The sequence below is a fragment of the Micromonospora sp. NPDC049301 genome (assembly GCF_040678715.1).
Classification (GTDB): domain Bacteria; phylum Actinomycetota; class Actinomycetes; order Mycobacteriales; family Micromonosporaceae; genus Micromonospora.
Window position 1 is genome coordinate 268,358 of record NZ_JBFAQO010000001.1, and the last position, 23,128, is coordinate 291,485.

Genomic DNA, 23,128 nt, shown 5'->3' on the forward strand with positions numbered 1-23,128 from the left:
GGCCCACGAGAGTCAGGACGAGCAGGTGTCCGGCCCGCCGGCGCAGCGCGCGGGCGCGGTCCAGTCGGGGCAGGCCGTCCGCGACCACGCCAGCGGCCAGCCACAGGACGGCGATCGGTAGCAGGGCGGCGAGGGGGCTCTCCATGCTGGAAAGCCTTCCCGATCGCGGCCGGCCGCGAATCCGGGCGCAGCCCTCGATCGTCCCGGACGCCGTCCCGTAGGGGCATCCTTCCCGCGTTATGAAACATTCGACATGTTTATCTCCGTCAATCCAGTGACCTACTCTCGTAAAGATCGGCCGTCATGAATCCGAGCGGGACCCGCGTCGGGCGACTGCCGGTCGGAGGGAGGTAGGAGATGGGTCTCGCCCACAGGTCCGTACTCGTCGGGGTGGCCACACTGACGCTGTTGGCCGCTGCCACACCCGCCCTGGCCGCCGAACCGACCGGAGCCATCCGGGCGGCGGGTGGGGACACGGCCGTCGCGGACAGCTACATCGTCGTCTTCAAGGACACCGCCGTCAGCCGGGGCGCGGTCGGCGACAACGCGGACCGGCTGGTCGGCCGGCACGGCGGCACGGTCGCCCGCACCTACGGCGCGGCGCTGCGCGGCTTCGAGGTCCGGGTCGGCGCGAAGGCCGCCGCCCGGATCGCCGCCGACCCGGCGGTGGCGTACGTCGAGCAGAACCACACCGTCTCGATCGCCGGCACCCAGACCAACCCGCCATCCTGGGGCCTGGACCGGATCGACCAGCGGAACCTGCCCCTGAACAGCTCGTACACCTACCCGAACACGGCGTCGAACGTCCGCGCCTACATCATCGACACCGGCGTGCTGTACGGGCACAACGACTTCGGCGGACGGGCCGTCTCCGGCTTTGACGCGGTGGACGGCGGCTCCGCCGACGACTGCAACGGCCACGGCACCCACGTGGCGGGCACGGTTGGCGGCTCGGCGTACGGGGTGGCCAAGGGCGTCCAGATCGTCGGCGTCCGAGTGCTCAACTGCCAGGGCAGCGGCACCAACGCCCAGGTGGTGGCCGGTATCGACTGGGTGACCGCGAACGCGGTCAAGCCGGCGGTGGCGAACATGAGCCTCGGTGGTGGCGCCAACAGTTCGATCGACACGGCCGTCACCAACTCGATCAACTCCGGCGTCACGTACGCGGTCGCCGCCGGCAACGGCAACGCCCTCGGCGTCCGGCAGAACGCCTGCAACTACTCGCCGGCCCGGGTCGCCTCCGCGATCACCGTGGGTGCGACGCAGAACAACGACGCCGCGGCGAGCTTCTCCAACTTCGGCACCTGCGTCGACATCCTGGCGCCGGGCGTCAACATCACCTCGGCCTGGTACACCAGCAGCAGCGCGACGAACACCATCAGCGGCACCTCGATGGCCTCGCCGCACGTCGCCGGGGCCGCGGCGCTCGTGCTCTCGGCGAACCCGTCGTGGAGCCCGCAGCAGGTCCGGGACAACCTGGTCAACAACTCCACCCCGAACGTGGTGACCAACGTCGGCACCGGCACGCCGAACCAGCTGCTCTACGTGGTCAACGGCACCCCGCCGGCCAACGACTTCTCGGTCTCGGTGTCGCCGACCTCCGGCTCCACCGCGCCGGGCGGCTCGGTGACGGCCACCGTCGGCACGGCCACCACCGCCGGCTCCGCCCAGTCGGTCAGCCTCTCCGCCAGCGGCCTGCCGGCCGGCGCGACCGCGTCGTTCAGCCCGTCGACAGTGACCTCGGGCGGCTCGTCCACCCTCACCATCGCCACCTCGGCGAGCACCCCCGCCGGCAGCTACCCGGTCACGATCACCGGCAGCGGCGCGGCGGGCACCCGCACGGCCACCTACACGTTGACCGTGACCGGTTCGGGTGGTGGCGGCTGCTCCGGCAGCAACGGCACCGACGTCGCGATCCCGGACACCGGCGCCACGGTGTCCAGCTCGATCACGATCGCCGGCTGCGGCCGTAACGCCTCGTCGAGCTCGACCGTCGCGGTGAACATCGTGCACACCTACCGCGGTGACCTGGTGATCGACCTGGTCGCCCCGGACGGCTCGGCGTACCGGCTGAAGAACAGCAGCTACTTCGACAGCGCCGACAACGTGAACACGACCTACACCGCCAACGTCTCCAGTGAGGCGGCGAACGGCACCTGGCGGTTGCAGGTGCGGGACGTCTACTCCGGGGACACCGGCTATATCAACACCTGGACCCTGACCCTCTGACCTGGTTCCCACGGCCGAGGCCCCACCCGCAACGCCGGGTGGGGCCTCGTGCCGTACTGATCAGGGGTCAGACCGCGAAGGTGGCCGGCCGCTCGGTGGCGGGCGCCGGCGGGTGGGCCTTCCACAGGCCGGTCTTCTGGCCGGCGAGCCGGGCCAGGTAGGCCGGGTTGAGGATGACGTAGCGGCGCCAGAGCCGCTTCGGCTCCAGACCGAGCCGCCAGAACCACTCCAGGCCGGCGCGCTGCATCCACGACGGGGGCTGGCGCAGCAGCCCGGCGTGGTAGTCGAAGGCCGCGCCGACCGCCATCAGCGGCATGTCGAGCAACGGCCGCATGGCGTACGTGAAGACCTCCTGGCGCGGGCAGCCGAGCCCGACCAGGACGAGCCGGGCACCGCTGGACCGGATCCGGTCGGCGATCTCCGCGTCCTCGCCCGGCTGGACCGCGCGGAACTTGGACGGCTCCACCCCGGCGATCTTCAGCGCCGGGAACATCCGCTCCAGCGCCGGGATCAGCTTGGCCAGCGTCTCCTCGGTCGAGCCGTACAGGTAGACCGGCAGCCCCTCGTCGGCGAAGCGCGAGAGCACGTGCAGCGTCAACGTGGGCCCGTAGACCCGGTCGGTGAGCCCGGCGTGGTGCAGCAGGTTGAGCGCCCAGCGCACCGGCTGCCCGTCCGGCGTGACCACGTCGAAGGAGTTGAGTCGGGCGTTGTGCGCCGGATCCAGCACCCCGGTCATCACACCGTGCACGGCCAGCGCGGTCAGCGCGAGCGGGCGCCGCTCGTGCGCCGCGGTCACCACGGCGTCGGTCGCCGTGGCGTAGTCGGTGGCGTCGACCAGGACGCCGAGCACGTTGCGCTTGGTCTGGGCGGTCATGCCTGGGGCACCCACTTGTCCACGTTGGCCTCGTAGATCTCCCGCAGAATCATCGGGACGTCATACGTAATCTCCCACTCCGGGTACTGCTCCTCAAATCGAGCCATGCTGCTCACGTACCACTGGTGGTCGCCGGTGCGGTTCTGCTCGACGTAGTTGATCTGCGCCTCGCGGCCGGTGATCTCCTCAGCGATCCGGAACGCCTCGATGTGCGAGGTGTTGGCGTGCCGGCCTCCGCCGAGGTTGTAGACCTCCGCTGAGCGCGGGGCCCGGAAGAACGCCTCGAACGCGGTCAGCACGTCACGCGAGTGGATGGCGTCGCGGACCATCTTGCCCTTGTAGCCGAACAGGTTGTACGTCCGGCCCTCCATGACGCAGCGCATCAGATAGGCCAGGAACCCGTGCAGCTCGGCCGCGGAGTGCGCCGGACCGGTCAGGGTGCCGCCCCGGAAGCACGCGGTCTTCATGTCGAAGTAGCGCCCGTACTCCTGGACCATCACGTCCGCGGCGACCTTGGAGGCGCCGAAGACCGAGTGCAGCGAGTGGTCGATCGACATCTCTTCGGTGATGCCCTGGTACCAGCGGTGGTCCTCGGGCAGCTCGTACCGGGTCTCCAGCTCGATGAGCGGCAGGCTGTTGGGCCGGTCGCCGTAGACCTTGTTGGTGGAGCAGTGGATGAACGGCGCGTCGATCGCGTGCCGGCGGGTGTTCTCCAGGATGTTGAGCGTGCCGCCGGCGTTCACGTCGAAATCCGTGTACGGCTCCTTGGCCGCCCAGTCGTGGCTCGGCTGCGCGGCGCTGTGGATCACCACGGCGATGTCCGAGCCGTACTTCTTGAACACCTGCTCCAGGCCGTCCCGGTCCCGGATGTCGACCGCGAAGTGGGTGTACGCGGTCCCCAGGTCCCGGCCGAGTCGCTCCAGGCTCCACGACGTGGAGCCGTCCTCGCCGAAGAAGTACCGGCGCATGTCGTTGTCGATGCCAACGACGTCCAGACCGAGGCCGGCGAAGTGCCGGACCGCCTCGGAGCCGATCAGACCACCCGACCCGGTCACCAACGCGACACTCACACGCCACTCCTGGTCCATCGGAGGCAGAAACCATCGGAGCATAGCGTGACGCCGGGCACGCCCCGATATGACGGAAGGGCCCCGCATTCTGCGGAGCCCTCGTCGCTGGTGGGGATGGGGGGAGTTGAACCCCCACGCCCTTTCGGGCACACGGACCTGAACCGTGCGCGTCTGCCATTCCGCCACATCCCCGTGGCACAACCCGGAACACTCTAGCCGCCCCGAGCCCGCTGTCTCCAACGGGCCCCGGAGATACTACGCTGTTCCAGGTGCTCGCCACGAGCGGTTACCGTTCGTGGCGGACGAAAGACTAGCACGGGAACACCGGCCCATCCGAACGGGCCGGTAGCAGGCGGCCGAGCGGCGTGTGAGCTGCGCGCGCGCCGGCCGGATACCATCATGTCCTCGGGACCCGAGGAGGAGCCGGTGAGCGTGCTGCAACGCTTCGAGAAGCGTCTGGAAGGCCTGGTCGAAGGGGCCTTCGCCAAGGTCTTCAAAGGGGTGGTCCACCCCGTGGAGATCCTCAACGCCATGCAGCGGGAGGCCGAGGCGCACAAGGCGATCCTGGCCGGTGGGCGCACGTTGGTGCCCAACCGCTACGTGATCGATCTCTCGCCGTTCGACCACAGTCGGCTGGCGCCGTACGCCGCCGCGCTGGCCCAGGAGTTGGCCCAGTCGCAGGCGGAGTTCATCGGCGAGCAGGCCTGGACGGTCTACGGCGACGTGATCGTGGAGATCGAACGGGGGGAGGGCCTGGACACGGGAATGTTCCGGGTCACCGCCGAGGTCTACACCGGCGGCGAGGTCGCCCCGGTGTCGGCGCCCGGCTACGACGCCGGCCCGCCCGCCTACCCCGCGTACGACCAGGGTGGTGGCTACGGCCCGCCGCCCGGGCACGGCGGCGGCCGCAACGTGCGGCTGGTCTCCGGCGACGGGCGCACCTATCCCCTCCAGATGGGGTCGACCGTGATCGGTCGTGGCGACCAGGCCAACCTGCGCCTGCCGGACGTCGGCATCTCCCGGCGACACGCCCGGCTGGACTTCGACGGCGGACAGGTCGTGCTGACCGATCTGGGGTCGACCAACGGCACCATGGTCAACGGGCAGCGGGTCTCCGCCGTCGCCCTCAACCCGGGTGACATGGTCCAGCTCGGCACCACGACGCTGACCTTCCGCGTGGACGGCTGACCCGCCTTGCCGGAACTGGTCATCACCGTCGCCCGGTTCGGGTTCCTGATCCTGCTGTGGATCTTCGTGTTCACGGTGGTCGGGGTGATCCGCCGGGACCTCTTCGCGGGGGCCCGGTCCGGTCGTCTGGTGGCCGCGCCGCGCGCGGTGGGCGCCTCGACGGGGCAGGCGGCCAAGCCGGCGAAGGTGAAGCGGGGGCGGGCCGCACACCAGCTTGTGGTGACCGCCGGTCAACTGGCCGGCACGCGGATCACGCTCGGTGAAGCGCAGATCACCATCGGTCGGGCCGAGGACTCCACCCTGGTCATCACCGACGACTACGCGTCCGCGCGGCACGCCCGGCTCGTGCCGCGCGACGGGCAGTGGTTCGTCGAGGACCTCGGCTCGACTAACGGCACGTACCTAGATCGCGCTAAGGTCACCGGACCAACCCCCGTCCCCCTCGGCGTGCCGATCCGGATCGGCCGCACTTCCCTCGAATTACGGCCATGACTCTGACCCTGCGCTATGCGGCCCACAGCGACCGCGGTCTGATCCGAGACGGCAATCAAGATTCCGTCTACGCCGGCCCGCGGCTACTCGCCGTTGCCGACGGCATGGGCGGCATGGCCGCCGGTGACGTCGCCAGCAACATCGTCATCGGTGCCATGGCGCCGCTCGACGAGGACGTCCCAGGGGACGCTCTCGTCGACGCGTTGCGTTCGGCCGTGGGCACCGCCAACCAACAACTCCGCGACACGGTGGACGCCAACCCGCAGTTGGAGGGGATGGGCACCACGCTGACGGCGACCCTCTTCTCCGGCAGCAAGCTGGGGATGGTCCACATTGGCGACTCGCGGGCCTATCTGCTGCGCAACGGCGAGTTCGCGCAGATCACCAAGGACGACACCTACGTCCAGATGCTCGTCGACGAGGGTCGGATCAGCGCCGAGGAGGCGAGCAGCCACCCGCAGCGGTCGCTGCTCACCCGGGCCCTGGACGGCCGGGACATCGACCCGGAGTACTCGGTGCGCCAGGTGCTGCCCGGCGACCGGTACCTGATCTGCAGCGACGGCCTCTCGGGTGTGGTCAGCGCCGAGACCATCGGCGAGACCCTGCGGGAGTACACCGACCCGCAGCAGTGCGTCGAGCGGCTCGTGCAGCTGGCGCTGCGCGGCGGTGGTCCGGACAACATCACCGTGATCATCGCCGACGCCACTGATCAGGACATCGTCGAGGCGACCCCGATCGTCGGCGGCGCCGCCGCCCGGGACCGGGGCATGGCCACCTCCGCTGACGACTCGACCCCTGCCGCCCGGGCCTCGGCGCTCTCCGCGCCACGCCCGGCCGCGCCGGAGGAGCCGTCGACCGCGGACGACGAGCAGGAGCCGAAGCGCCGACCGGTACGGGCCACCGCCATGGCGCTGGCCCTGCTGGTGATCATCGGTGGCGGGCTCTTCGCCGGCTGGACCTACACCCAGCGGCAGTACTACGTGGGCGCCACCGAGGAGGGCCAGGTCGCCGTCTTCCGTGGCATCCAGGGCCAGATCGCCGGGATGGACCTCTCCACCGTGCACCGCACCAGCGGCACCCGGTTGGACGACCTGACCGTGGCGGCGCAGGACACCGTCAAGGTGGGCATCCGGGCCAAGAGCGAGCCGGACGCCGAGCGCCAGCTCGCCGAGCTGACCAGCGACACCCCGAGCAACCCCAACCTGAAGCCGATCTGCCCGCCCGACCCGACCGCGGAGGGCAGCGCGCCGACGCCGACGCCGACCCCGACCCCGGCCGGGACGACGCCCACGCCGAACGGCAGCCCCAGCGCCAGCGCGCAGTCGACCCCCAACGGGGTCGTCAGCGCGAGCCCGACCACCCGCGCCACCGCGGCTGTCGGCGTGACCGGACCGACCACCACAACCGATGCGACGCCCTCCGACTCGGCCCCGCCGGCACTCGACCCCGCCGGCTGCCGGTCTCCCGAGTGAGCGTCAGCTGAGATTCCGAGGATTCCACCCGTGACCGTAGCGGCCACACCGGCACCCTCGCCCGCCACCACGGGCGGGCAGTCCGGCGTACGCCTGGCCCGGTCCCGGCGCAACGCAGAGCTGTCCCTGCTGCTGCTCGCCATGGTGCTGGTGGCCGCGTACGGGGCGACCGTCGAGGCGAACCTGCTGGACACGGTCACCCCGGACTTCTGGATGCCCGCCGCCGCGCTCGGGGCGGTCTTCCTCGGTCTGCATCTGGTCATCCGGTTCCTCGCCCCGTTCGCCGACCCGGCCCTACTGCCGGCGGTGGCCCTGCTCAACGGCCTCGGGGTGGGCTTCCTGCGCCGGATCGACCTGGGCGAGGCGCCCGTGCCCGACCGGGAGAGCCTGGCCATCTTCGCCGGCATCGGCGGCCGGCAGCTGGCCTGGACGCTCGTCTCGGTGCTCCTCGCCGCCGGTCTGCTCGCCATCATGCGCGACCACCGTTCGGTCTCCCGGTACGCGTACACCCTGGGCCTGGCCGGCATCGTCCTGGTGATGCTCCCGGCGGTGCTGCCCCGCAGCATCTCCGAGATCAACGGCGCGAAGCTGTGGGTCCGGGTGGGCAGCTTCTCTATCCAGCCGGGTGAGTTCGCCAAGTTGGCGCTGCTGGTCTTCTTCGCCTACTACCTGGTGCGCAAGCGTGAGGTGCTGTCGCTGGCCAGTCGGCGCTTCCTCGGCATCGACTTTCCGCGTGGCCGCGACCTCGGCCCGGTGGTCGGCGTCTGGCTGATCAGCGTCCTGGTGCTGGTCTTCGAGAAGGACCTGGGCACCTCGCTGCTCTACTTCGGCATGTTCGTGGTGACGCTCTACATCGCCACCGAACGGGTGAGCTGGCTGCTGATCGGCCTGGTCCTCTTCTTCGGCGGCGCGTACCTCGCCTACTTCCTCGGCTCGACCGTCGGTGGGCCGTTCGCCAACTTCTACGTGCGGGCGGAGATCTGGCTCGACCCGTTCGCCGACCCGACCAACAAGGGCTACCAGCTCGTCCAGGGGCTGCTCGCCCTGGGCACGGGTGGGCTCTTCGGCGCCGGGCCGGGCGGCGGTCAGCCGGAGATCCTGCCCGAGGTGCAGAACGACTTCATCTTCGCCGGCATCGGCGAGGAGATCGGCCTCTTCGGCCTCTCCGCGCTGCTCGTCGTCTACCTGCTGATCGTGGAGCGGGGGCTGCGCGCCGCGCTCGCCGTCCGGGACTCGTTCGGCAAGCTGCTCGCCGGCGGCCTTGCGTTCACGCTCGGCCTCCAGGTCTTCGTCATCGTCGGCGGGATCAGCAAGCTCATCCCGCTGACCGGTCAGACCACCCCGTTCCTGTCCGCCGGTGGTTCGTCGCTGATGGCGAACTGGCTGCTCATCGCGGTGCTGCTGCGGGTCTCCGACGGAGCCCGTCGGCCGGTGAGCGGGCGCGCCGGCAAGGCGGCCCGGCCCACCGGCGGCCCGCCGGAGCAGCTGCACGGTGCTCCCACGGAGGTGATCAAGCCGTGAACGCACCCCTGCGCCGTGTCGGCGTCGTCGTCATGGTCCTGTTCGGCCTGCTCTTCGCGAACCTCAACTGGATCCAGGCCTACAAGGCCGACGAGTACCGCACCAGCGACTACAACGGCCGCGTCCAGGTCGCCGAGTACGAGCGCAAGCGCGGCAACATCGAGGCGGGTGGCACGGCGGTGGCCACCAGCAAGGAGACCACCGGCACGCTGAAGTTCCAGCGCACCTACCCGAGCGGCGCCAAGTACGCCCATGTGCTCGGCTACAAGCCGGTCAACCTGGCGGATCAGGGCATCGAACGGGTGGAGAACGACTTCCTGGCCGGCACCAGCGACCAGTTGATCGGCGACCGGTTGAAGGACATGTTCACCGGCGACGACACCGGTGGCGGCAACGTGCTGCTCACCCTCTCCAAGCGGGCGCAGGACGTGGCGTACGACCAGCTGCGCAACAACCAGCAGGGGGTCAAGAAGGGCGCGGCGATCGCCATCGACCCGCGCACCGGCGCGGTGCAGGCGCTGGTCTCCATGCCCAGCTTCGATCCGACCCCGCTGGTCAGCCACAACTCCACCGAGGCGGCGGCCGCGTACAACAAGCTCGAGCAGGACGCGGACGGCCCGCTGAAGAACCGCGCGCTCTCCGAGACCCTGCCGCCGGGCTCCACCTTCAAGATCGTGGTGGCCGCGGCCGCGCTGGAGAACGGGGTCAGCAAATCCACCTCGATCCCGGCCGGCTCCAGCTGGACTCCGCCCACCTCGGGCAGCCCGATCCGCAACGCCGCCGCGTCGATCTGCCCGGAGCCGCAGGTCACCCTGCTGGAGGCGGTCACCGAATCCTGCAACACCGGCTTCGCGCAGCTCGGCGTGCGGCTCGGCGCCGACGCCATCAAGGAGAAGGCCCGGCAGTTCGGCTTCGAGCAGGACGACCTCACCGTCGGCCAGCTCGGCGAGGACGGGCTGCCCACGGCGCCCAGCCGGACCGGCGACATGCAGAACCCGGACGGCAGCACCGACCCGGCCGCACTGGCCCAGTCGTCGATCGGCCAGAACAACGTCCGGATGACCCCGCTGGAGGGCGCCATGATCGCTGGCGCCGTCGCCAACGGTGGCAGCCAGATGCGGCCGTACCTGGTCCGGCAGCTGCTCGCCCCGGACCGGACCACCAGCTACTACACCGCCAAGCCGCGGGAGCTGCGCCAGCCGGTCAACGGTCAGGTCGCCGGCGACCTGCGCGAGATGATGGTCAGCGTGGTGCAGAAGGGCACCGGCCAGAAGGCCGCCATCAGCGGCTACACGGTCGGCGGCAAGACCGGCACCGCGCAGTCCGCTCCGGACCGGCCCGACCACGGCTGGTTCATCGGCTTCGCCCTGGACAAGAACGGCAACCCGGTCTCCGCGGTCTGCGTGGTGCTGGAGCAGGCCGGCAGCGGCGGCAGCGCCGAGGCGGCCCGGATCGGCGGTCAGATCATGCGGGCCGCCATCGCCGATCCGGGGGGCCGCTGACATGCTCAGTCCCGGCGTCCAGCTCGGTAACCGCTACCGTCTCGACGAGCGGATCGCCAGCGGCGGCATGGGCGATGTCTGGCGCGGCACCGACCAGGTGCTCGGCCGGACGGTCGCGGTGAAGAGCCTGCTCCCCGCGCTGCTCGACGACCCGGACTTCGCCGAGCGGTTCCGCGGCGAGGCCCGGACCATGGCCACCATCAACCACCCCGGTGTGGTGGACGTGTACGACTTCGGCAACGACCAGCAGATCGCCTTCCTGGTCATGGAGTACGTCGAGGGCGACGCTCTGTCGTCCACGCTGAGCAGGGTCGGCCGCCTCACTCCGGCCCGGACGATGGCACTTGTCGCGCAGGCCGCCGACGCGTTGCACGCGGCCCACGAGAAGGGCATCGTGCACCGCGACGTGAAGCCGGGCAACCTGCTGGTCCGTCCGAACGGCACGCTGGTGCTGACCGACTTCGGTATCGCCCGCTCCGACATGGTCGGCCAGCTCACCGCCGCCGGCTCGGTGCTCGGCACCGCCTCGTACATCTCGCCGGAGCAGGCCACCGGTGGGGTGGCCACCCCGGCGTCCGACGTGTACGCCCTCGGCGTGGTCGCCTACCAGTGCCTCGCCGGACGGCGACCGTTCGAGGGCGACAACCCGCTCGACATCGCCATGCGACACGTCCGGGAGACCCCCCGACCACTGCCGGCGGACATCCCGCCGCAGGTCCGGGCCGTGGTGGAACGGGCGCTGGCCAAGGACCCGGCCGCCCGCTGGCCCAGTGCCGCCGCCCTCGCCGGGGTCGCCCGCCAGCTCAAGGCCGCGCTCTCCCAGCAGGCCCGGGCCGGGGGCCACCCGGGGCCGGTCTCCGCGGCGCCGGCCTCGCCCGGCGCACCCGGCAGGGCGCAGGTGCCGTCCGCGCAGCAGCTCCGCCCGCCGGGCGCCCCGCACCGGCCGCCGTCCGCCGGGCAGCGCCCGACCGCCGTCGCGCCGGCGCAGCAGCCCCGCCCCACCGCCGTCGCGCCGGCCGTCCCGCACGGCCGGCCGCCCGTCGCCCCCGCCGGTTACCCGCGCGGCGCCGCCGCGGTGCCGCCGGCAGCGGTTCGACAGGAGCATCAGCCGGCGTACGCCCGGCAGGCCGGCCCGGCGCTGCCGGCACCCGATCCACGCCGGTCCCGGCCCGGAATGGTGCTCCTCGCCATCCTGCTGGCCGTACTGGTTCTGGTCTGTTCCGGCGTGATTTCCTACAACCTGCGGAAGCAGTCGCAAGCCGGTGAACCCGGCGCGCTGGCTCCGCACACCGTGACGTCCGGCGCGCTGCGGCTCGACGGACGCGACGATGCGACCCGGACGTCGTACCGTCTTCAGGTACGGCTCCAGCCGGACGACGGCGGGACGACGACGAGCGAAGGACGACAGACGCGATGACAGCGCAGGCCCGCCTGCTCGGTGGCAGGTACCAGGTCGGCGAGCTGCTCGGCTACGGCGGCATGGCCGAGGTGCATCGCGGTCGCGACCTCCGGCTCGGTCGGGACGTCGCGATCAAGATGCTCCGCACCGACCTCGCACGGGACGCGACGTTCCAGATGCGGTTCCGTCGGGAGGCGCAGAACGCCGCCTCGCTCAACCACCCGGCGATCGTGGCGGTCTACGACACCGGCGAGGAGACCGCGCCGACCGGCGAGACGCTGCCGTTCATCGTGATGGAGTTCGTCAACGGGCGGACTCTCAAGGAGGTGCTCGGCGTCGAGGGCCGGTTGCAGCCCCGCCGGGCGCTGGAGATCTGCGCCGACATGTGCGCGGCGCTGGAGTTCAGCCACCGGCACGGCATCATCCACCGCGACATCAAGCCGGGCAACGTCATGCTCACCCAGACCGGCCAGGTCAAGGTGATGGACTTCGGCATCGCCCGGGCGCTGGCCAGCGGCGCGACCACCATGACGCAGACCAGCGCGGTGATCGGCACGGCCCAGTATCTTTCGCCGGAGCAGGCGCGCGGCGAGGCTGTGGACGCCCGCTCCGACGTGTACGCGGCCGGTTGCGTGCTCTTCGAACTGGTCTGCGGGCACCCGCCGTTCGTCGGGGACAGCCCGGTCAGCGTCGCGTACCAGCACGTGCGGGAGACGCCGCCGACGCCGAGCGACATCAACCCGGACGTCACCCCCGCGGTCGACGCGATCGTGCTCAAGGCGCTGTCCAAGAACCCGCTCAACCGCTACCAGAGCGCCGGCGAGATGCGGGCCGACCTGCTCCGCGCTGCCGCTGGCCGGCCGGTGCTGGCCACCCCGGTGATGCGCGAGGCGGAGACGGTGGCGATGGCCCCGGCCGGTGGCGGGGGCGGCTACCCGCCGGCCGCCGGTGGGCCGCAGACCCGCCAGATTCCGGCCCGGGTCGGCGACCCGCGCCAGCGCAAGGCGTCCTCCTGGCTCATCGCGACCTTCAGCGCGGTCGGCGTGCTCGCGGTGATCGCCCTGGTCGCGGCACTGCTCTGGAATCAGCAGAAGGACAAGGACCTGAAGTCGGTGCCCACCCTCACCGGCAAGACCCAAGCCGTCGCGTTCGCCGAGATCACCAACGCCGGCTTCCAGCCGGTGGTGGGCGAGCCGGTGCTGGAGAGCAACTGCCAGAAGGACACGGTGGTTCGGCAGACCCCGCAGCCGGGCACCCAGTTGGAGCCGACCCGTCAGGTCACCATTCAGCTCTGTGGCGGTAAGCCTGAGGTGCCCGTCCCAGCTGGGCTCAAGGGCAGCAAGCAGGAGAGCGCAATCGCCCGCCTGGAAGAGGCGAAGCTCGGCTACATCATCAAGACCGTAGACAACGAGGAGAGCCAGGACATCGTCCTCAGCGTCAGCCCGCCGGAGGGAGAGCGCGTCCCCGAGGGCACGAAGGTGACTCTGACCGTGTCAAAGGGCAACGTGCGTGAGGTGCCGGACGTTGTCGGGCTGAGCGAGGACGAGGCCACCCGGACCCTGCGGAACGCTGGCTTCTCGGTCAATGTGCAGGACGGGCCGGAGGTGCCGGCTGCCGAGGCCGGAAGAGTCACCGACCAGAGTCCGAATGGCAAGGAGAAGAAGCCGAGCAGCACCAGGGTGACCATCAAGGTGAGTCAGCCAGAGAAGGTCGACCCGACGCCGACCCCGACGGCGACGCCGACGGGTACGCCGAGCGCCACGCCGACGACCCCCGGCACCGGAGGCGGCGGCGGACTGCCGTTCCCGCCCCCGCCGACCCGGCTCAACGAGGAGTAGACCCGGTGGCTCGGTTTCCGGGGACCGTCGGCGTGACGGCCGTCGGACCCTCTGCGGCCGACCCGCCGAGCCGGGCGACGTGGTGGCGGCATCGCCGGACCCGGGCAGCCGCCCTGGGGCTGGCCGTCGCGCTGCTCGTCGCCAGCCTTCCGTGGCTGTGGACGACGATCGCGGCACGTGGCCACCTGTACGACGAGGCCGACGCGCCGGCCGCCGACGTCGTGATCGTCCTCGGCACCGCCGTGGCTGCTGATCGACGTCAACCCGGGGACCGGCTGACCGGCCGCCTGGAGACCGCCGCCGAGCTGGTGAACAGCGGGCGGGCCCGGGTGGTCCTGGTGTCCGGCGACGGCGGTGGCACGTCGGGTGACGAGCCCGCGGTGATGACGTCGTACCTGACCGAGCTCGGTGTCGATCCGCGTCGCGTGGTGGCCGACCCGTTCGGCCTGGACACCTACGACAGCTGCGCCCGGGCGCGCGAGGTGTACGGAGTCGAGCGCGCGCTGATCGTGACGCAGTCCTACCACCTGTCCCGGGCCGTGACGCTGTGCCGGCATCTCGGCCTCGACGTCGACGGGGTGGTTGCCCGCTGCGCCGGGTGCGGCCCCGTCCTGCTGGCCGGGAAGTCCGTCCGGGACTACTTCGCCAGTGGCAAAGCGGCCTGGGACGCGGGCCGGGGCCGGGCACCGGCAGTGCGCTCGCCCGCGAGCCCGGCGGTTCAGGAAGCGCTGCGCGGCTGAACGTCCGGACCGGAGCGGGCCGGTCGCGGTCAGGTGGTGGCGAAGGCGGCCCGGCGGCGGGCGTCGACCTCGGCGGCCAGCTCCGGGGCCCGTTCCAACGCCTCGGGGTGACCGCAGCCGGCCAGCCAGTTGGCGAGCATCAGGTGGCCGCCCTCGGTGAGCACCGACTCCGGGTGGAACTGCACGCCCTCGATCGGCAGCGTACGGTGCCGCATCGCCATCACCACGCCGGAGCCGGTCCAGCCGGTGACCTCCAGCTCGTCGGGGAGAGTCTCGGGCAGTACGGCCAGCGAGTGGTACCGGGTGGCGGTGAACGGGTCGGGTAGACCGGCGAGCACGCCGACCGAGTGGTGCCGCACCTCGGAGGTCTTGCCGTGCAGCAGCTCGGGCGCGCGGGTGACGGTCGCACCGAACGCCTCGCCGATCGCCTGGTGGCCGAGGCAGACGCCGAAGATCGGCAGCCGGCCGGCGTACTCCCGGATCACGTCCAGGCAGATGCCGGCGCGGTCGGGGCTGCCCGGCCCCGGTGAGAGCAGGATGCCGGCCGCGCCCACCCTGCCCACCTCGGCGACGTCGATCTCGTCGTTGCGGCGGACCTCGCAGTCCACCCCGAGCTGGCCCAGATACTGCACCAGGTTGAAGACGAACGAGTCGTAATTGTCGATCACCAGGACGCGCATGGTCACCTGTCCGGGGAGGGTGGCGCGGTGTTGTTCTGATCGGTGTCGTACGGCAGCTCGTGCTCGTCGCCCGCCGGCGTCTCCCCGGTGACCGCGTCCCCGCCGCCCGGGTCCCCGGGTACGCCGGAGTCCTGGGTGACCTGCACGTCGTCGAAGGGCAGCAGCGGCTCGGCCCACGGGAAGGCCACGTACCAGAGCAGGGCCACCGCGGCGGCGGCGAGCAGCACCGACCCGGTCAGCTTGCCGGCCAGGCCGAACGGCAGCTTGCGCCAGATGAACGCGTACATCGGTCAGCCTCCCAGCTCCGCCGGCCGGCCCGCCGACTTGGGTTGGGTCCGGTCCAGCTCGGCGTGGATGATCAGGCGCTGGTAGTTGTCGAACTTCGGGTTGCACGTGGTCAGGGTGAGCATCCGCTTGGTGGGCCTCTTGTCCGGTTCACCGGGGACCGGCGCCACCACCTCGACCTGCGTCGGCCTGACGATGCGGGACTGCGACACCCGGTAGACGTACCAGTCGGTCTTGCCCTCGACCACGATCGCGTCGCCATCGTCCAGCTCGTCCAGCCGCCAGAAGGTGGCCCGGTTGCGGTGGCCGGCGACGGAGAAGTTGCCGACCTGTCCGGGCAGGGCGCTGGTCGGGTAGTGGCCCGGGGCGTACCGGATGTCGGCCTGGGTGACGCCCTCGACCACCACCCAGTTCTTGTCGAGCTTGGGGATGTAGAGGCCGGCGATCGGCTTGCCGCGCACCGGCGGCGACGGTTTGGCGCTCGGAGCGGCCGCCGACGGGGTGACCGTGGGGTCGTCGGTCGGGCCCCACGCCTGGGCGAGTTGCTGGCTGAGGTCGTTCTGGTGGGCGTCGACGATGGCCGACTTGCCCCAGACCTCGTAGCCGGCGAAGAGCAGCACCACCAGGCCGAAGGTGATCAGGACCTCGCCGGTGACCCGGATGCCGGTGCGCAGCCGGGAGGCGAGCGACGGGCGGGTGAGCTCCGAGTAGACGCTCTTGTACCCCTCGCCGGTCTGGTGCGGGCGGAGTTGGACCACCCGCTCGCCGCGTCGCGGTCGCGGTGGCTCGGCGGGACCGTCATCGGCGCCGCCGGGCTCATCCGTGGTCGGCGTGCGAGGGACCGCACCCATCAGCGCCGTGGAGTCCATGGCCGGCGGCCGGGCCGAGGGCCGGGCGGGAACCTTCGGGATCAGCGCGGTCGCACCCGGGTCGGCGGGGCGGTCCGGCGTGGCCGGGTACCCGGTGGCGCGCGCGGGCCCGGAGCCGAGCTTGGGGATGAACGCGGTGGGCGAGTCGACACCCGGAGAGGCCGGGGTGCCGGGCATCGGTGGCCGGGTCGGCGTGCCACCCGGCGGGCCGGCGGTGGCCGGCGGGCGGGTGAAGGCGCCACCCGGGGCCGGCGGGCTGGTGGGGACGTTGCCGGGGACGGCCGATCGGATCTGACCCTGGTTGGGGGTGGCGGGTCGGCCGGGTGCGGCTGCGGGGGGACGGCCGGGTGAGCCCGGCCCGGCCGGTGCGGCTCCGGGCCAGGGTGGCGGCGCCTCGCTGCCCGTGTGGCCGCGCTGAGGGCCGGCGGCCGGCGGCTCGGGTACGGCCGGTGCACGCGTCGCCCGGGGCCGGGTGGGCAGCACCGGATCGGGCCAGTTGCCGGCCGGGGCCGGCCGGTCAGGTGTGTGCTCGGGCCGGTCGACCTTGGGCAGGTACGCCGTCGGCTCGTCGGCCTGGTCCCGATGTCGGCCGTCGCGCCGGTCGTCCGGGCCGCTCACTTGGGCACCGTCGCCGAGCGCAGGGCGGTCGAGTCCTCGAATGCCGGGACTGTCACCGGGGAGACGGTCTCCTTGTAGCCGAGTTGGTAGTCGTCGACTGCGTCCTTGAACAACCGGACTCCCTCAGAGCTGGCGAGGGCCTGCTGGAGGGCAGCGGGATCGCCGATCGCTACGATCTTGAACGGTGGGGAGTACACCCGCCCGTGGAGCAGCAGGGTGTTACCGACGCAGCGTACCGCGCTGGTGGCGAGCACGCGGACGTTCATGATTGACATGGCCTCCGCCCCGCCGGCCCAGAGCGCGTTGACCACCGCCTGCACGTCACCCTGGTGCACCACCAGGTCGTCGTTGCTGGCGTCGGAGGGCGTCTGGTCGCTGCGTCGCGGCGCGTCGTTCAGCTCCACCGTCACCCCGGTGCCGGCCAGAGCGGTGAACCCTGCGGCCTGGAGGCTGCCCTGGGCGCGGTCCTGCTGGGCCTTGATCGGGCTGTCCGAGTCGGCCAGCGCGTCGGTCCGCTGCTCGACCTCGCCGCGCAGTGTGGCGGCTCGGCGCTCGCTCGCCGCAACCTGCTCGCGCCGGTCCTCGATGAGCTGGTTGAGCTGGGGCCGGCGGTCCTCGCGCAGTGCGGTGCCGCCGGCGGTGGTCGCCGTGGTGGTGAAGAGCAGCCCCGCCGCGGCGGCGATCAGGGGCACCCCGATCGACCAGCCCGGTCGGCGTTGACGCGGTCGCCGGGGCAGCAGCCCGGCACCGGCCCGTCGGAGGACCTTCTGCCAGGAGGCGGCGCCGGATGTGTACTCCACCGAGCGTTCCTTCCGCGTTTCGGGGATCGGTCCGCGCCGGCCGGGCCGGTGATGCGAACAGTCCCGCCTTTTTCGGTCACTCCGCGCACCGGCCTGACCCCATTCGTGGTCCGGGCGGGCGTTCCGGACTACGCTAGCTTTCGAACATTATTGGCCATGGACCGTCGCCCCCGCGCCCGGTTGTCAGGCCGGACGAGGTCGTCACCCCTCTGGAGAGCGTCGTGCCCAAGTCTCAGGTCCGCAAGAAGAAGGTGTACACCCCGCCGACGGACGTCCGTCCGACGACGGCGGCATCGTCGCGCAAGCCTAGCCCGGTGTGGCTGCCGGTCACCGCGGTTGCCTTGATCGTCGCCGGCATCGGTTGGCTGGTCGTCTACTACCTCTCCGAGCAGCAGTACCCGGTCATGTCGTGGGGTTACTGGAACCTCGCGGTGGGCTTCGGCGCGATGGTCGCCTCGCTGGCGCTGCTCTCCCGCTGGCGCTGAGCCGGCCCGGCGTCGTCACGCCGGAGGATCCACGTCACCCCACGGAGCCCCTGCCCGGCAGGACCGGGCGGGGCACCCTATGGTGTCCGCAGGGCGGCGCGGCCGACTGCGAGATGACTCACGTTACTGCTGGGTAACCTTGCGCGTAGGCTGCACTGCATGACCGAGCGGAGCGAGGTCATCGACCGGTCCGGTCGCAGGTGCGGCAGCGGCGCTACGCTGGCTCCGTCCTGACCCGGCCCCCGGTCGCCGAGCCGCTCGACAGGCAGCAGACCGGGGAGGCCAACTCGATGGGCAGCGTCCAGATCGTCACCACGATCCTCGCGGCCGCCATCACCGCCGTGGCGGTGTGGCTTGCGGTGCGCGCGGTCCTCAAGATGGTGGCAGTCATCCGGCTCGGGCAGCCCGCGCCGGAGCGGTTCACCGACAAGGTCACCCGTACGAGGACCATGCTGGTGGAGACCGCCGGCCACACCCGGATGCTCAAGTGGGGCGTGGTGGGTGCGGCGCACTGGTTCGTGATGGTCGGCTTCATCGTGCTGTCGCTGCTGGTGCTCGAGGCGTACTTCGAGGTGGTCACCCCGACCGGCGGGCTGCCGATCATCGGGCACTGGACGGTCTTCGGGCTGGCCACCGAGATCATCGGCGTGCTGGGCCTGGTCGGCATCCTGGTGCTGATGGCGATCCGGCTGCGCAACCGGCCGAACCGGCCCGGCGGTCGGTCCCGCTTCACCGGCTCGACCATGTGGCAGGGCTACTTCGTCGAGTGGATCGTGCTGCTGGTCCTGATCTTCGGGTTCGTGATCCGGGGCTTCAAGGTCGCCACCGACCACTTCGAGTACCCGCTCTGGGCCACCCCGGTCAGCCACGCCGTCGGTGCGGTGCTGCCCGACTGGCAGGACGGCGCGAGCGTCGCCGCCCTCATCAAGATCGTCATCTCGATGACGTGGCTGATCGTCATCTCGCTGAACGTCACCATGGGTGTCGCCTGGCACCGCTTCCTGGCGTTCCCCAACATCTTCTTCAAGCGCGAGCCGGCGAAGCCCGCCGGCTCCGGCCTCGGCGCGCTGCGCCCGATGACGAGCCAGGGCAAGCCGCTCGACTTCGAGGAGGCCGACCCGGAGAAGGACCAGTTCGGCGTCGCCCAGGTCGAGCAGTTCAGCTGGAAGGGCCTGCTGGACTTCAGCACCTGCACCGAGTGTGGTCGCTGCCAGTCGCAGTGCCCGGCCTGGAACACCGGGAAGCCACTCTCGCCCAAGCTCCTCGTGCTGAGCCTGCGCGACCACGCGTACGCCAAGGCGCCCTACCTGCTCGCCGGCGGCGGCAAGGACCTGACCGGCGAGGAGAAGGCCACCCAGGCGCAGCTCGCCCACCTGGACGTGCTGTCGCTCGCCGAGGGTGACAAGCCGCTGATCGGCACCGCCGAGGAAGGCGGCGTCATCGACCCGGACGTGCTCTGGTCCTGCACCACCTGCGGCGCGTGTGTCGAGCAGTGCCCGGTGGACATCGAGCACGTGGACCACATCGTCGACATGCGCCGCTACCAGGTGCTGATCGAGTCGAGCTTCCCCTCCGAGGCCGGCGTGATGCTGCGCAACCTGGAGAACAAGGGCAACCCGTGGGGTGCCCCGCAGAACACCCGCGAGGACTGGACCAAGGGCCTCGACTTCGAGGTGCCCCGGGTCGGCGAGGTGGACGACTTCGAGTACCTGTTCTGGGTCGGCTGCGCCGGCGCGTTCGAGGACCGGGCCAAGAAGACCACCCGCGCGGTGGCCACCCTGCTGAACGAGGCGGGCGTCAGTTTCGCCATCCTCGGCGAGGGCGAGACCTGCTCCGGTGACCCGGCACGGCGGATCGGCAACGAGTTCGTCTTCCAGATGCTCGCCCAGCAGAACGTGGAGACGCTGAACGAGGCGTTCGAGGGCCGCGAGAAGGCCAAGCGCAAGATCGTCGCGACCTGCCCGCACTGCTTCAACACCCTGGGCAACGAGTACGGCCAGCTCGGCGGCGAGTTCGAGGTGGTCCACCACACCCAACTCCTGGCGCACCTGGTGTCCACCGGCAAGCTCACCCCGGTGCAGCCCGTCGACGGCGGGGTCACCTACCACGACCCCTGCTACCTGGGCCGGCACAACCGGATCTTCGCGGCGCCCCGCGAGGTGCTCGGCGACGCCATCGAGGGTGAGATCACCGAGATGCCGCGCAACAGCGAGCGCTCCTTCTGCTGCGGCGCCGGCGGTGCCCGGATGTGGATGGAGGAGAAGATCGGCAAGCGGATCAACGTGGACCGGGTCGAGGAGGCCATGGCCACCGGGGCGAAGACGGTCGCAGTCGGCTGCCCGTTCTGCTCGACGATGCTCAACGACGGGGTCAACGGCAAGGGCGCCGGTGAGCAGGTCGAGGTGATCGACGTGGCCAGCGTGCTGCTCCGCTCGGTGAAGCCGGAGCAGCCGCAGGGCGACAAGGAGGCCGCGCCGGTCGCCGGCTGAGCCGCGTACCGCGTACGGACACCGGACGGCGGTGGCACCCACGGGGTGCCACCGCCGTCGTCATGCCGGTCCACGGCGGCACCGGCGCCATCTCCGGGCACCGCGCACCCGCCTCGACCGCCAGTTGGCCGGCCCGGCCGGTGGCTCGGCACCCGCCGTGGCACAATCGCGCCGAGGTGAGGCGAACATCGACGGGATTCTCCTGACCACGCTGCTGCCCCTGGTCGGCTTCGCTGCGCTGACCGCCGGCAACGCGTTCTTCGTCGCGGCCGAGTTCGCCCTCGTCACGGTCGACCGCGCGGAGATCGACCGCCGTGCCGCCGCCGGCGACGAGGCGGCCCTGACGGTACGCACGGCGCTGCGCGAGCTGTCCTTCCAGCTCTCCGGTGCGCAGCTCGGCATCACCATCACCGCGCTGCTCACCGGCTACCTGGCCGAGCCGGCCCTGGCCCGGATCTTCACCCCGCTGCTGCGCCCGGTGGCCGGGGACGACACCGAGCGGTTCACGCCGTTCCTGGCGCTGGCCCTGGCCACCCTGCTCTCCATGCTCTTCGGTGAACTGGTGCCCAAGAACGCGGCGCTGGCCCGGCCGATGCCGGCCGCGCTGGCCACCGCCGGCCCCATGCACACCTTCTCCCGGACGTTCGGCTGGGTGATCCGGGGCCTGAACGGGTCGGCGAACCGGCTCGTCCGGGCCCTCGGGGTGGAGCCGCAGGAGGAGTTGGCGAGCGCGCGCTCACCGGAGGAGCTGGGCCTGCTGGCGGCCATCTCCGCCCGTGCGGGGGCGCTGCCCACGGACACCGCGATGCTGCTGCGCCGCACCATCCGTTTCGGCGACAAGCGGGCCGCCGAGGCGATGACCCCGCGGGTGGACGTGGTGGCGCTGCGCGCCACGGCCAGCGTGGCCGAGTTGCTCGACCTGTCCCGGGCGACCGGGCGGACCCGGTTCCCCGTGTACGAGGAGACCCTGGACCTGGTCACCGGCGTGGCGGGGGTGCCGGACGCGCTCGGGGTGCCGCTGGCCGCCCGGTCGTCGACCATGGTCGGCTCGGTGGCCCGCGAGCCGGTGTACGTGCCGGAGAGCCTGGACCTGGACGGCGTGCTGGCCGCGCTGAAGGCGGCCGGGGCGGATCTGGCGATCGTGGTCGACGAGTACGGCGGCACGGACGGCGTGGTCACCATCGAGGACCTCGTCGAGGAGCTGGTCGGGGAGATCGCCGACGAGTTCGACCCGGCCAGTGTGGACGACACCGGTCCGGTCGAGCTGACCGTGCCGGGCGGGGAGCGCACCGTGCTGGTCGACGGGGTGCTGCGCTCCGACGAGTTGGCCGAGCAGACCGGCTTCCGGCTGCCCGAGGGGCCGTACGAGACGCTGGCCGGGTACCTGATGGCCCGGCTGGGGCACATCCCGCTGGCCGGCGAGACGGTCGAGGCGGGTGGCTGGGAGTTCACCGTGGTGGAGGTGGAGCGGCACCGGATCGAGCAGGTCCGGGTGCTGCGCCCGGCGGAGCCGGACGACGATGCCTGAGCTGCTGGTGACCGTGCTGCTGCTGCTCGGCAACGGGTTCTTCGTGGGCAGCGAGTTCGCGCTCATCGCGTCCCGGCGGACGGTGATCGAGCCGCTGGCCGCCGGCTCGAAGCGGGCCCGCTGGGCGCTGTCGGCGATGAACCAGATCCCCCTGATGATCGCCGGAGCGCAGCTCGGCATCACGGTCTGCTCCCTGGGTCTCGGCGCGATCGCCGAGCCCGCGCTGGCCCACCTGCTGGAGTCACCGTTCCACGCGGCCGGCCTGCCCGAGCGGGCGGTGCACCCGGTCGCGTTCGTGCTGGCGCTGGGCGTGGTGGTCTTCCTGCACACGGTGGTCGGCGAGATGGTGCCGAAGAACATCACGCTGGCGGGTCCGGAACTCTCCGCGCTCTGGCTCGGCCCGGCCATGCTGGCGTTCTGCGTGGCCACCAAGCCGCTGCTGCTGGCGATGAAGTGGGCGGCCCGGCGGGTGCTCGCGTTCTGGCGGATCGAGGCGTCCGAGGCGGTGAAGACGGTGTTCACCGCCGATGAGCTGGCCGGGCTGGTCTCCCAGGCGCGTACGGAGGGGTTGCTCGACGAGGAGCAGCACGCCCGGATCACGGGCGCCCTGGCGCTGCACACCCGGACGGCCGCGGACGCCTGGCAGCCGTGGTCGACGGTGGTGACGGTGGCCGAGGACGTCTCGCCCGCGTCGCTGGAGGTGCTGGCGACCCGGACCGGCCGGTCGCGGTTCCCGGTCGTGCAGCGGTCCACCCGCCGGGTGCTCGGCTTCGTGCACGTCAAGGACGTGCTCGGGTACTCCGGGCATGCTCGCCGGGCACCGGTGCCGGCAGAGGTCTACCGGCCGCTGGCGGTGGTGCCGCCGGAGCGTACGCTGGCCGACCTGCTGCTGGCCATGCGCCGCGAGCGCAGGCACATGGTGCTGGTCAGCGACGGCCGGCGCCCGCTCGGTGTGGTCACGCTCGACGACGTATTGACGGCAATCGTTGGCTGATCGACCAACACCCTTGGTACGCAAGCGGTTGCGCCACGGTGATGGTGACGTCGCT

19 protein-coding genes and 1 tRNA gene are annotated in these 23,128 nt (G+C 71.5%); 13 read left to right on the forward strand and 7 right to left on the reverse strand.

Annotation, left to right across the window (positions count from 1 at the left end; all coding sequences use genetic code 11):
- The first annotated feature begins 357 nt into the window (after positions 1 to 357).
- A complete protein-coding gene (locus AB0K07_RS01295; protein ID WP_363750050.1) occupies positions 358 to 2,229 on the forward strand; it encodes a S8 family serine peptidase in 1,872 nt (623 codons plus the stop codon).
- Positions 2,230 to 2,296: 67 nt separating this feature from the next.
- Here the strand turns inward: AB0K07_RS01295 and AB0K07_RS01300 are convergent, their stop codons facing one another.
- From AB0K07_RS01300 to AB0K07_RS01310, 3 genes are all read right to left on the reverse strand, one after another.
- Positions 2,297 to 3,103: a WecB/TagA/CpsF family glycosyltransferase gene (locus tag AB0K07_RS01300; RefSeq protein WP_363750052.1), complete on the reverse strand. Its 807-nt coding sequence runs from the start codon at positions 3,101 to 3,103 to the stop codon at positions 2,297 to 2,299.
- The gene (locus AB0K07_RS01305; RefSeq protein WP_363750054.1) at positions 3,100 to 4,215 is read right to left on the reverse strand and encodes an NAD-dependent epimerase/dehydratase family protein; all 1,116 of its coding nucleotides are present in this window, start codon (positions 4,213 to 4,215) and stop codon (positions 3,100 to 3,102) included. Before AB0K07_RS01305 ends, AB0K07_RS01300 begins: the two co-directional genes overlap by 4 nt.
- A 64-nt stretch (positions 4,216 to 4,279) precedes the next feature.
- Positions 4,280 to 4,365: transfer RNA gene (locus tag AB0K07_RS01310), tRNA-Leu, on the reverse strand.
- Between the two features lie 207 nt (positions 4,366 to 4,572).
- Between AB0K07_RS01310 and AB0K07_RS01315 the strand changes: the two genes are divergently transcribed.
- The 8 genes from AB0K07_RS01315 to AB0K07_RS01350 are packed head-to-tail and all read left to right on the forward strand — an operon-like array spanning position 4,573 to position 14,325.
- Positions 4,573 to 5,361 carry a DUF3662 and FHA domain-containing protein gene (locus tag AB0K07_RS01315; protein WP_007454122.1) on the forward strand — a complete coding sequence of 263 codons (789 nt, stop codon included), beginning with the start codon at positions 4,573 to 4,575 and terminating at the stop codon, positions 5,359 to 5,361.
- Positions 5,362 to 5,367: 6 nt separating this feature from the next.
- Positions 5,368 to 5,853, forward strand: coding sequence for an FHA domain-containing protein (locus tag AB0K07_RS01320; protein WP_074315675.1), 486 nt, complete (start codon positions 5,368 to 5,370; stop codon positions 5,851 to 5,853).
- Positions 5,850 to 7,325 (forward strand): PP2C family serine/threonine-protein phosphatase, encoded by a 1,476-nt coding sequence (locus tag AB0K07_RS01325; RefSeq protein ID WP_363750056.1) that lies wholly within the window; start codon positions 5,850 to 5,852, stop codon positions 7,323 to 7,325. Before AB0K07_RS01320 ends, AB0K07_RS01325 begins: the two co-directional genes overlap by 4 nt.
- Positions 7,326 to 7,355: 30 nt before the next feature.
- Positions 7,356 to 8,846 carry an FtsW/RodA/SpoVE family cell cycle protein gene (locus AB0K07_RS01330; RefSeq protein ID WP_363750058.1) on the forward strand — a complete coding sequence of 497 codons (1,491 nt, stop codon included), beginning with the start codon at positions 7,356 to 7,358 and terminating at the stop codon, positions 8,844 to 8,846.
- Positions 8,843 to 10,348, forward strand: coding sequence for a penicillin-binding transpeptidase domain-containing protein (locus AB0K07_RS01335; protein ID WP_363750060.1), 1,506 nt, complete (start codon positions 8,843 to 8,845; stop codon positions 10,346 to 10,348). Before AB0K07_RS01330 ends, AB0K07_RS01335 begins: the two co-directional genes overlap by 4 nt.
- A gap of 1 nt (position 10,349) precedes the next feature.
- Complete coding sequence (locus AB0K07_RS01340) at positions 10,350 to 11,765, forward strand: protein kinase (protein WP_363750062.1); 1,416 nt, start codon at positions 10,350 to 10,352, stop codon at positions 11,763 to 11,765.
- Positions 11,762 to 13,585 (forward strand): Stk1 family PASTA domain-containing Ser/Thr kinase, encoded by a 1,824-nt coding sequence (gene pknB, locus AB0K07_RS01345; protein WP_363750064.1) that lies wholly within the window; start codon positions 11,762 to 11,764, stop codon positions 13,583 to 13,585. The genes AB0K07_RS01340 and pknB overlap by 4 nt, the downstream gene beginning before the upstream one ends.
- A gap of 32 nt (positions 13,586 to 13,617) precedes the next feature.
- The gene (locus tag AB0K07_RS01350) at positions 13,618 to 14,325 is read left to right on the forward strand and encodes an ElyC/SanA/YdcF family protein (protein WP_363750066.1); all 708 of its coding nucleotides are present in this window, start codon (positions 13,618 to 13,620) and stop codon (positions 14,323 to 14,325) included.
- Positions 14,326 to 14,354: 29 nt separating this feature from the next.
- Here AB0K07_RS01350 and AB0K07_RS01355 read toward each other — a convergent pair whose 3' ends face one another.
- Genes AB0K07_RS01355 through AB0K07_RS01370 form a run of 4 tightly spaced genes read right to left on the reverse strand, consistent with a single transcriptional unit; the run spans position 14,355 to position 17,577 of the window.
- Complete coding sequence (locus AB0K07_RS01355; RefSeq protein WP_363751370.1) at positions 14,355 to 15,005, reverse strand: aminodeoxychorismate/anthranilate synthase component II; 651 nt, start codon at positions 15,003 to 15,005, stop codon at positions 14,355 to 14,357.
- Between the two features lie 2 nt (positions 15,006 to 15,007).
- Positions 15,008 to 15,292, reverse strand: a complete 285-nt coding sequence (locus AB0K07_RS01360) for a hypothetical protein (protein ID WP_363750068.1) — start codon at positions 15,290 to 15,292, stop codon at positions 15,008 to 15,010.
- A 3-nt stretch (positions 15,293 to 15,295) separates the two neighbouring features.
- The gene (locus AB0K07_RS01365) at positions 15,296 to 16,777 is read right to left on the reverse strand and encodes a class E sortase (protein ID WP_363750070.1); all 1,482 of its coding nucleotides are present in this window, start codon (positions 16,775 to 16,777) and stop codon (positions 15,296 to 15,298) included.
- Complete coding sequence (locus AB0K07_RS01370; protein ID WP_363750072.1) at positions 16,774 to 17,577, reverse strand: DUF881 domain-containing protein; 804 nt, start codon at positions 17,575 to 17,577, stop codon at positions 16,774 to 16,776. Before AB0K07_RS01370 ends, AB0K07_RS01365 begins: the two co-directional genes overlap by 4 nt.
- A 221-nt stretch (positions 17,578 to 17,798) precedes the next feature.
- On the opposite strand from AB0K07_RS01370, the gene AB0K07_RS01375 reads away from it, so the two are divergent.
- The 4 genes from AB0K07_RS01375 (at position 17,799) to AB0K07_RS01390 (ending at position 23,073) form a co-directional block, all read left to right on the forward strand.
- Positions 17,799 to 18,062, forward strand: a complete 264-nt coding sequence (locus tag AB0K07_RS01375; protein WP_363750074.1) for a cell division protein CrgA — start codon at positions 17,799 to 17,801, stop codon at positions 18,060 to 18,062.
- Between the two features lie 290 nt (positions 18,063 to 18,352).
- On the forward strand, positions 18,353 to 20,551 hold the full coding sequence (locus AB0K07_RS01380) for a (Fe-S)-binding protein (protein WP_363750076.1): 2,199 nt from the start codon (positions 18,353 to 18,355) through the stop codon (positions 20,549 to 20,551).
- 214 nt (positions 20,552 to 20,765) lie between these two features.
- The gene (locus AB0K07_RS01385) at positions 20,766 to 22,079 is read left to right on the forward strand and encodes a hemolysin family protein (RefSeq protein ID WP_363751371.1); all 1,314 of its coding nucleotides are present in this window, start codon (positions 20,766 to 20,768) and stop codon (positions 22,077 to 22,079) included.
- The gene (locus AB0K07_RS01390; RefSeq protein ID WP_363750078.1) at positions 22,072 to 23,073 is read left to right on the forward strand and encodes a hemolysin family protein; all 1,002 of its coding nucleotides are present in this window, start codon (positions 22,072 to 22,074) and stop codon (positions 23,071 to 23,073) included. Before AB0K07_RS01385 ends, AB0K07_RS01390 begins: the two co-directional genes overlap by 8 nt.
- Positions 23,074 to 23,128 lie beyond the last annotated feature (55 nt).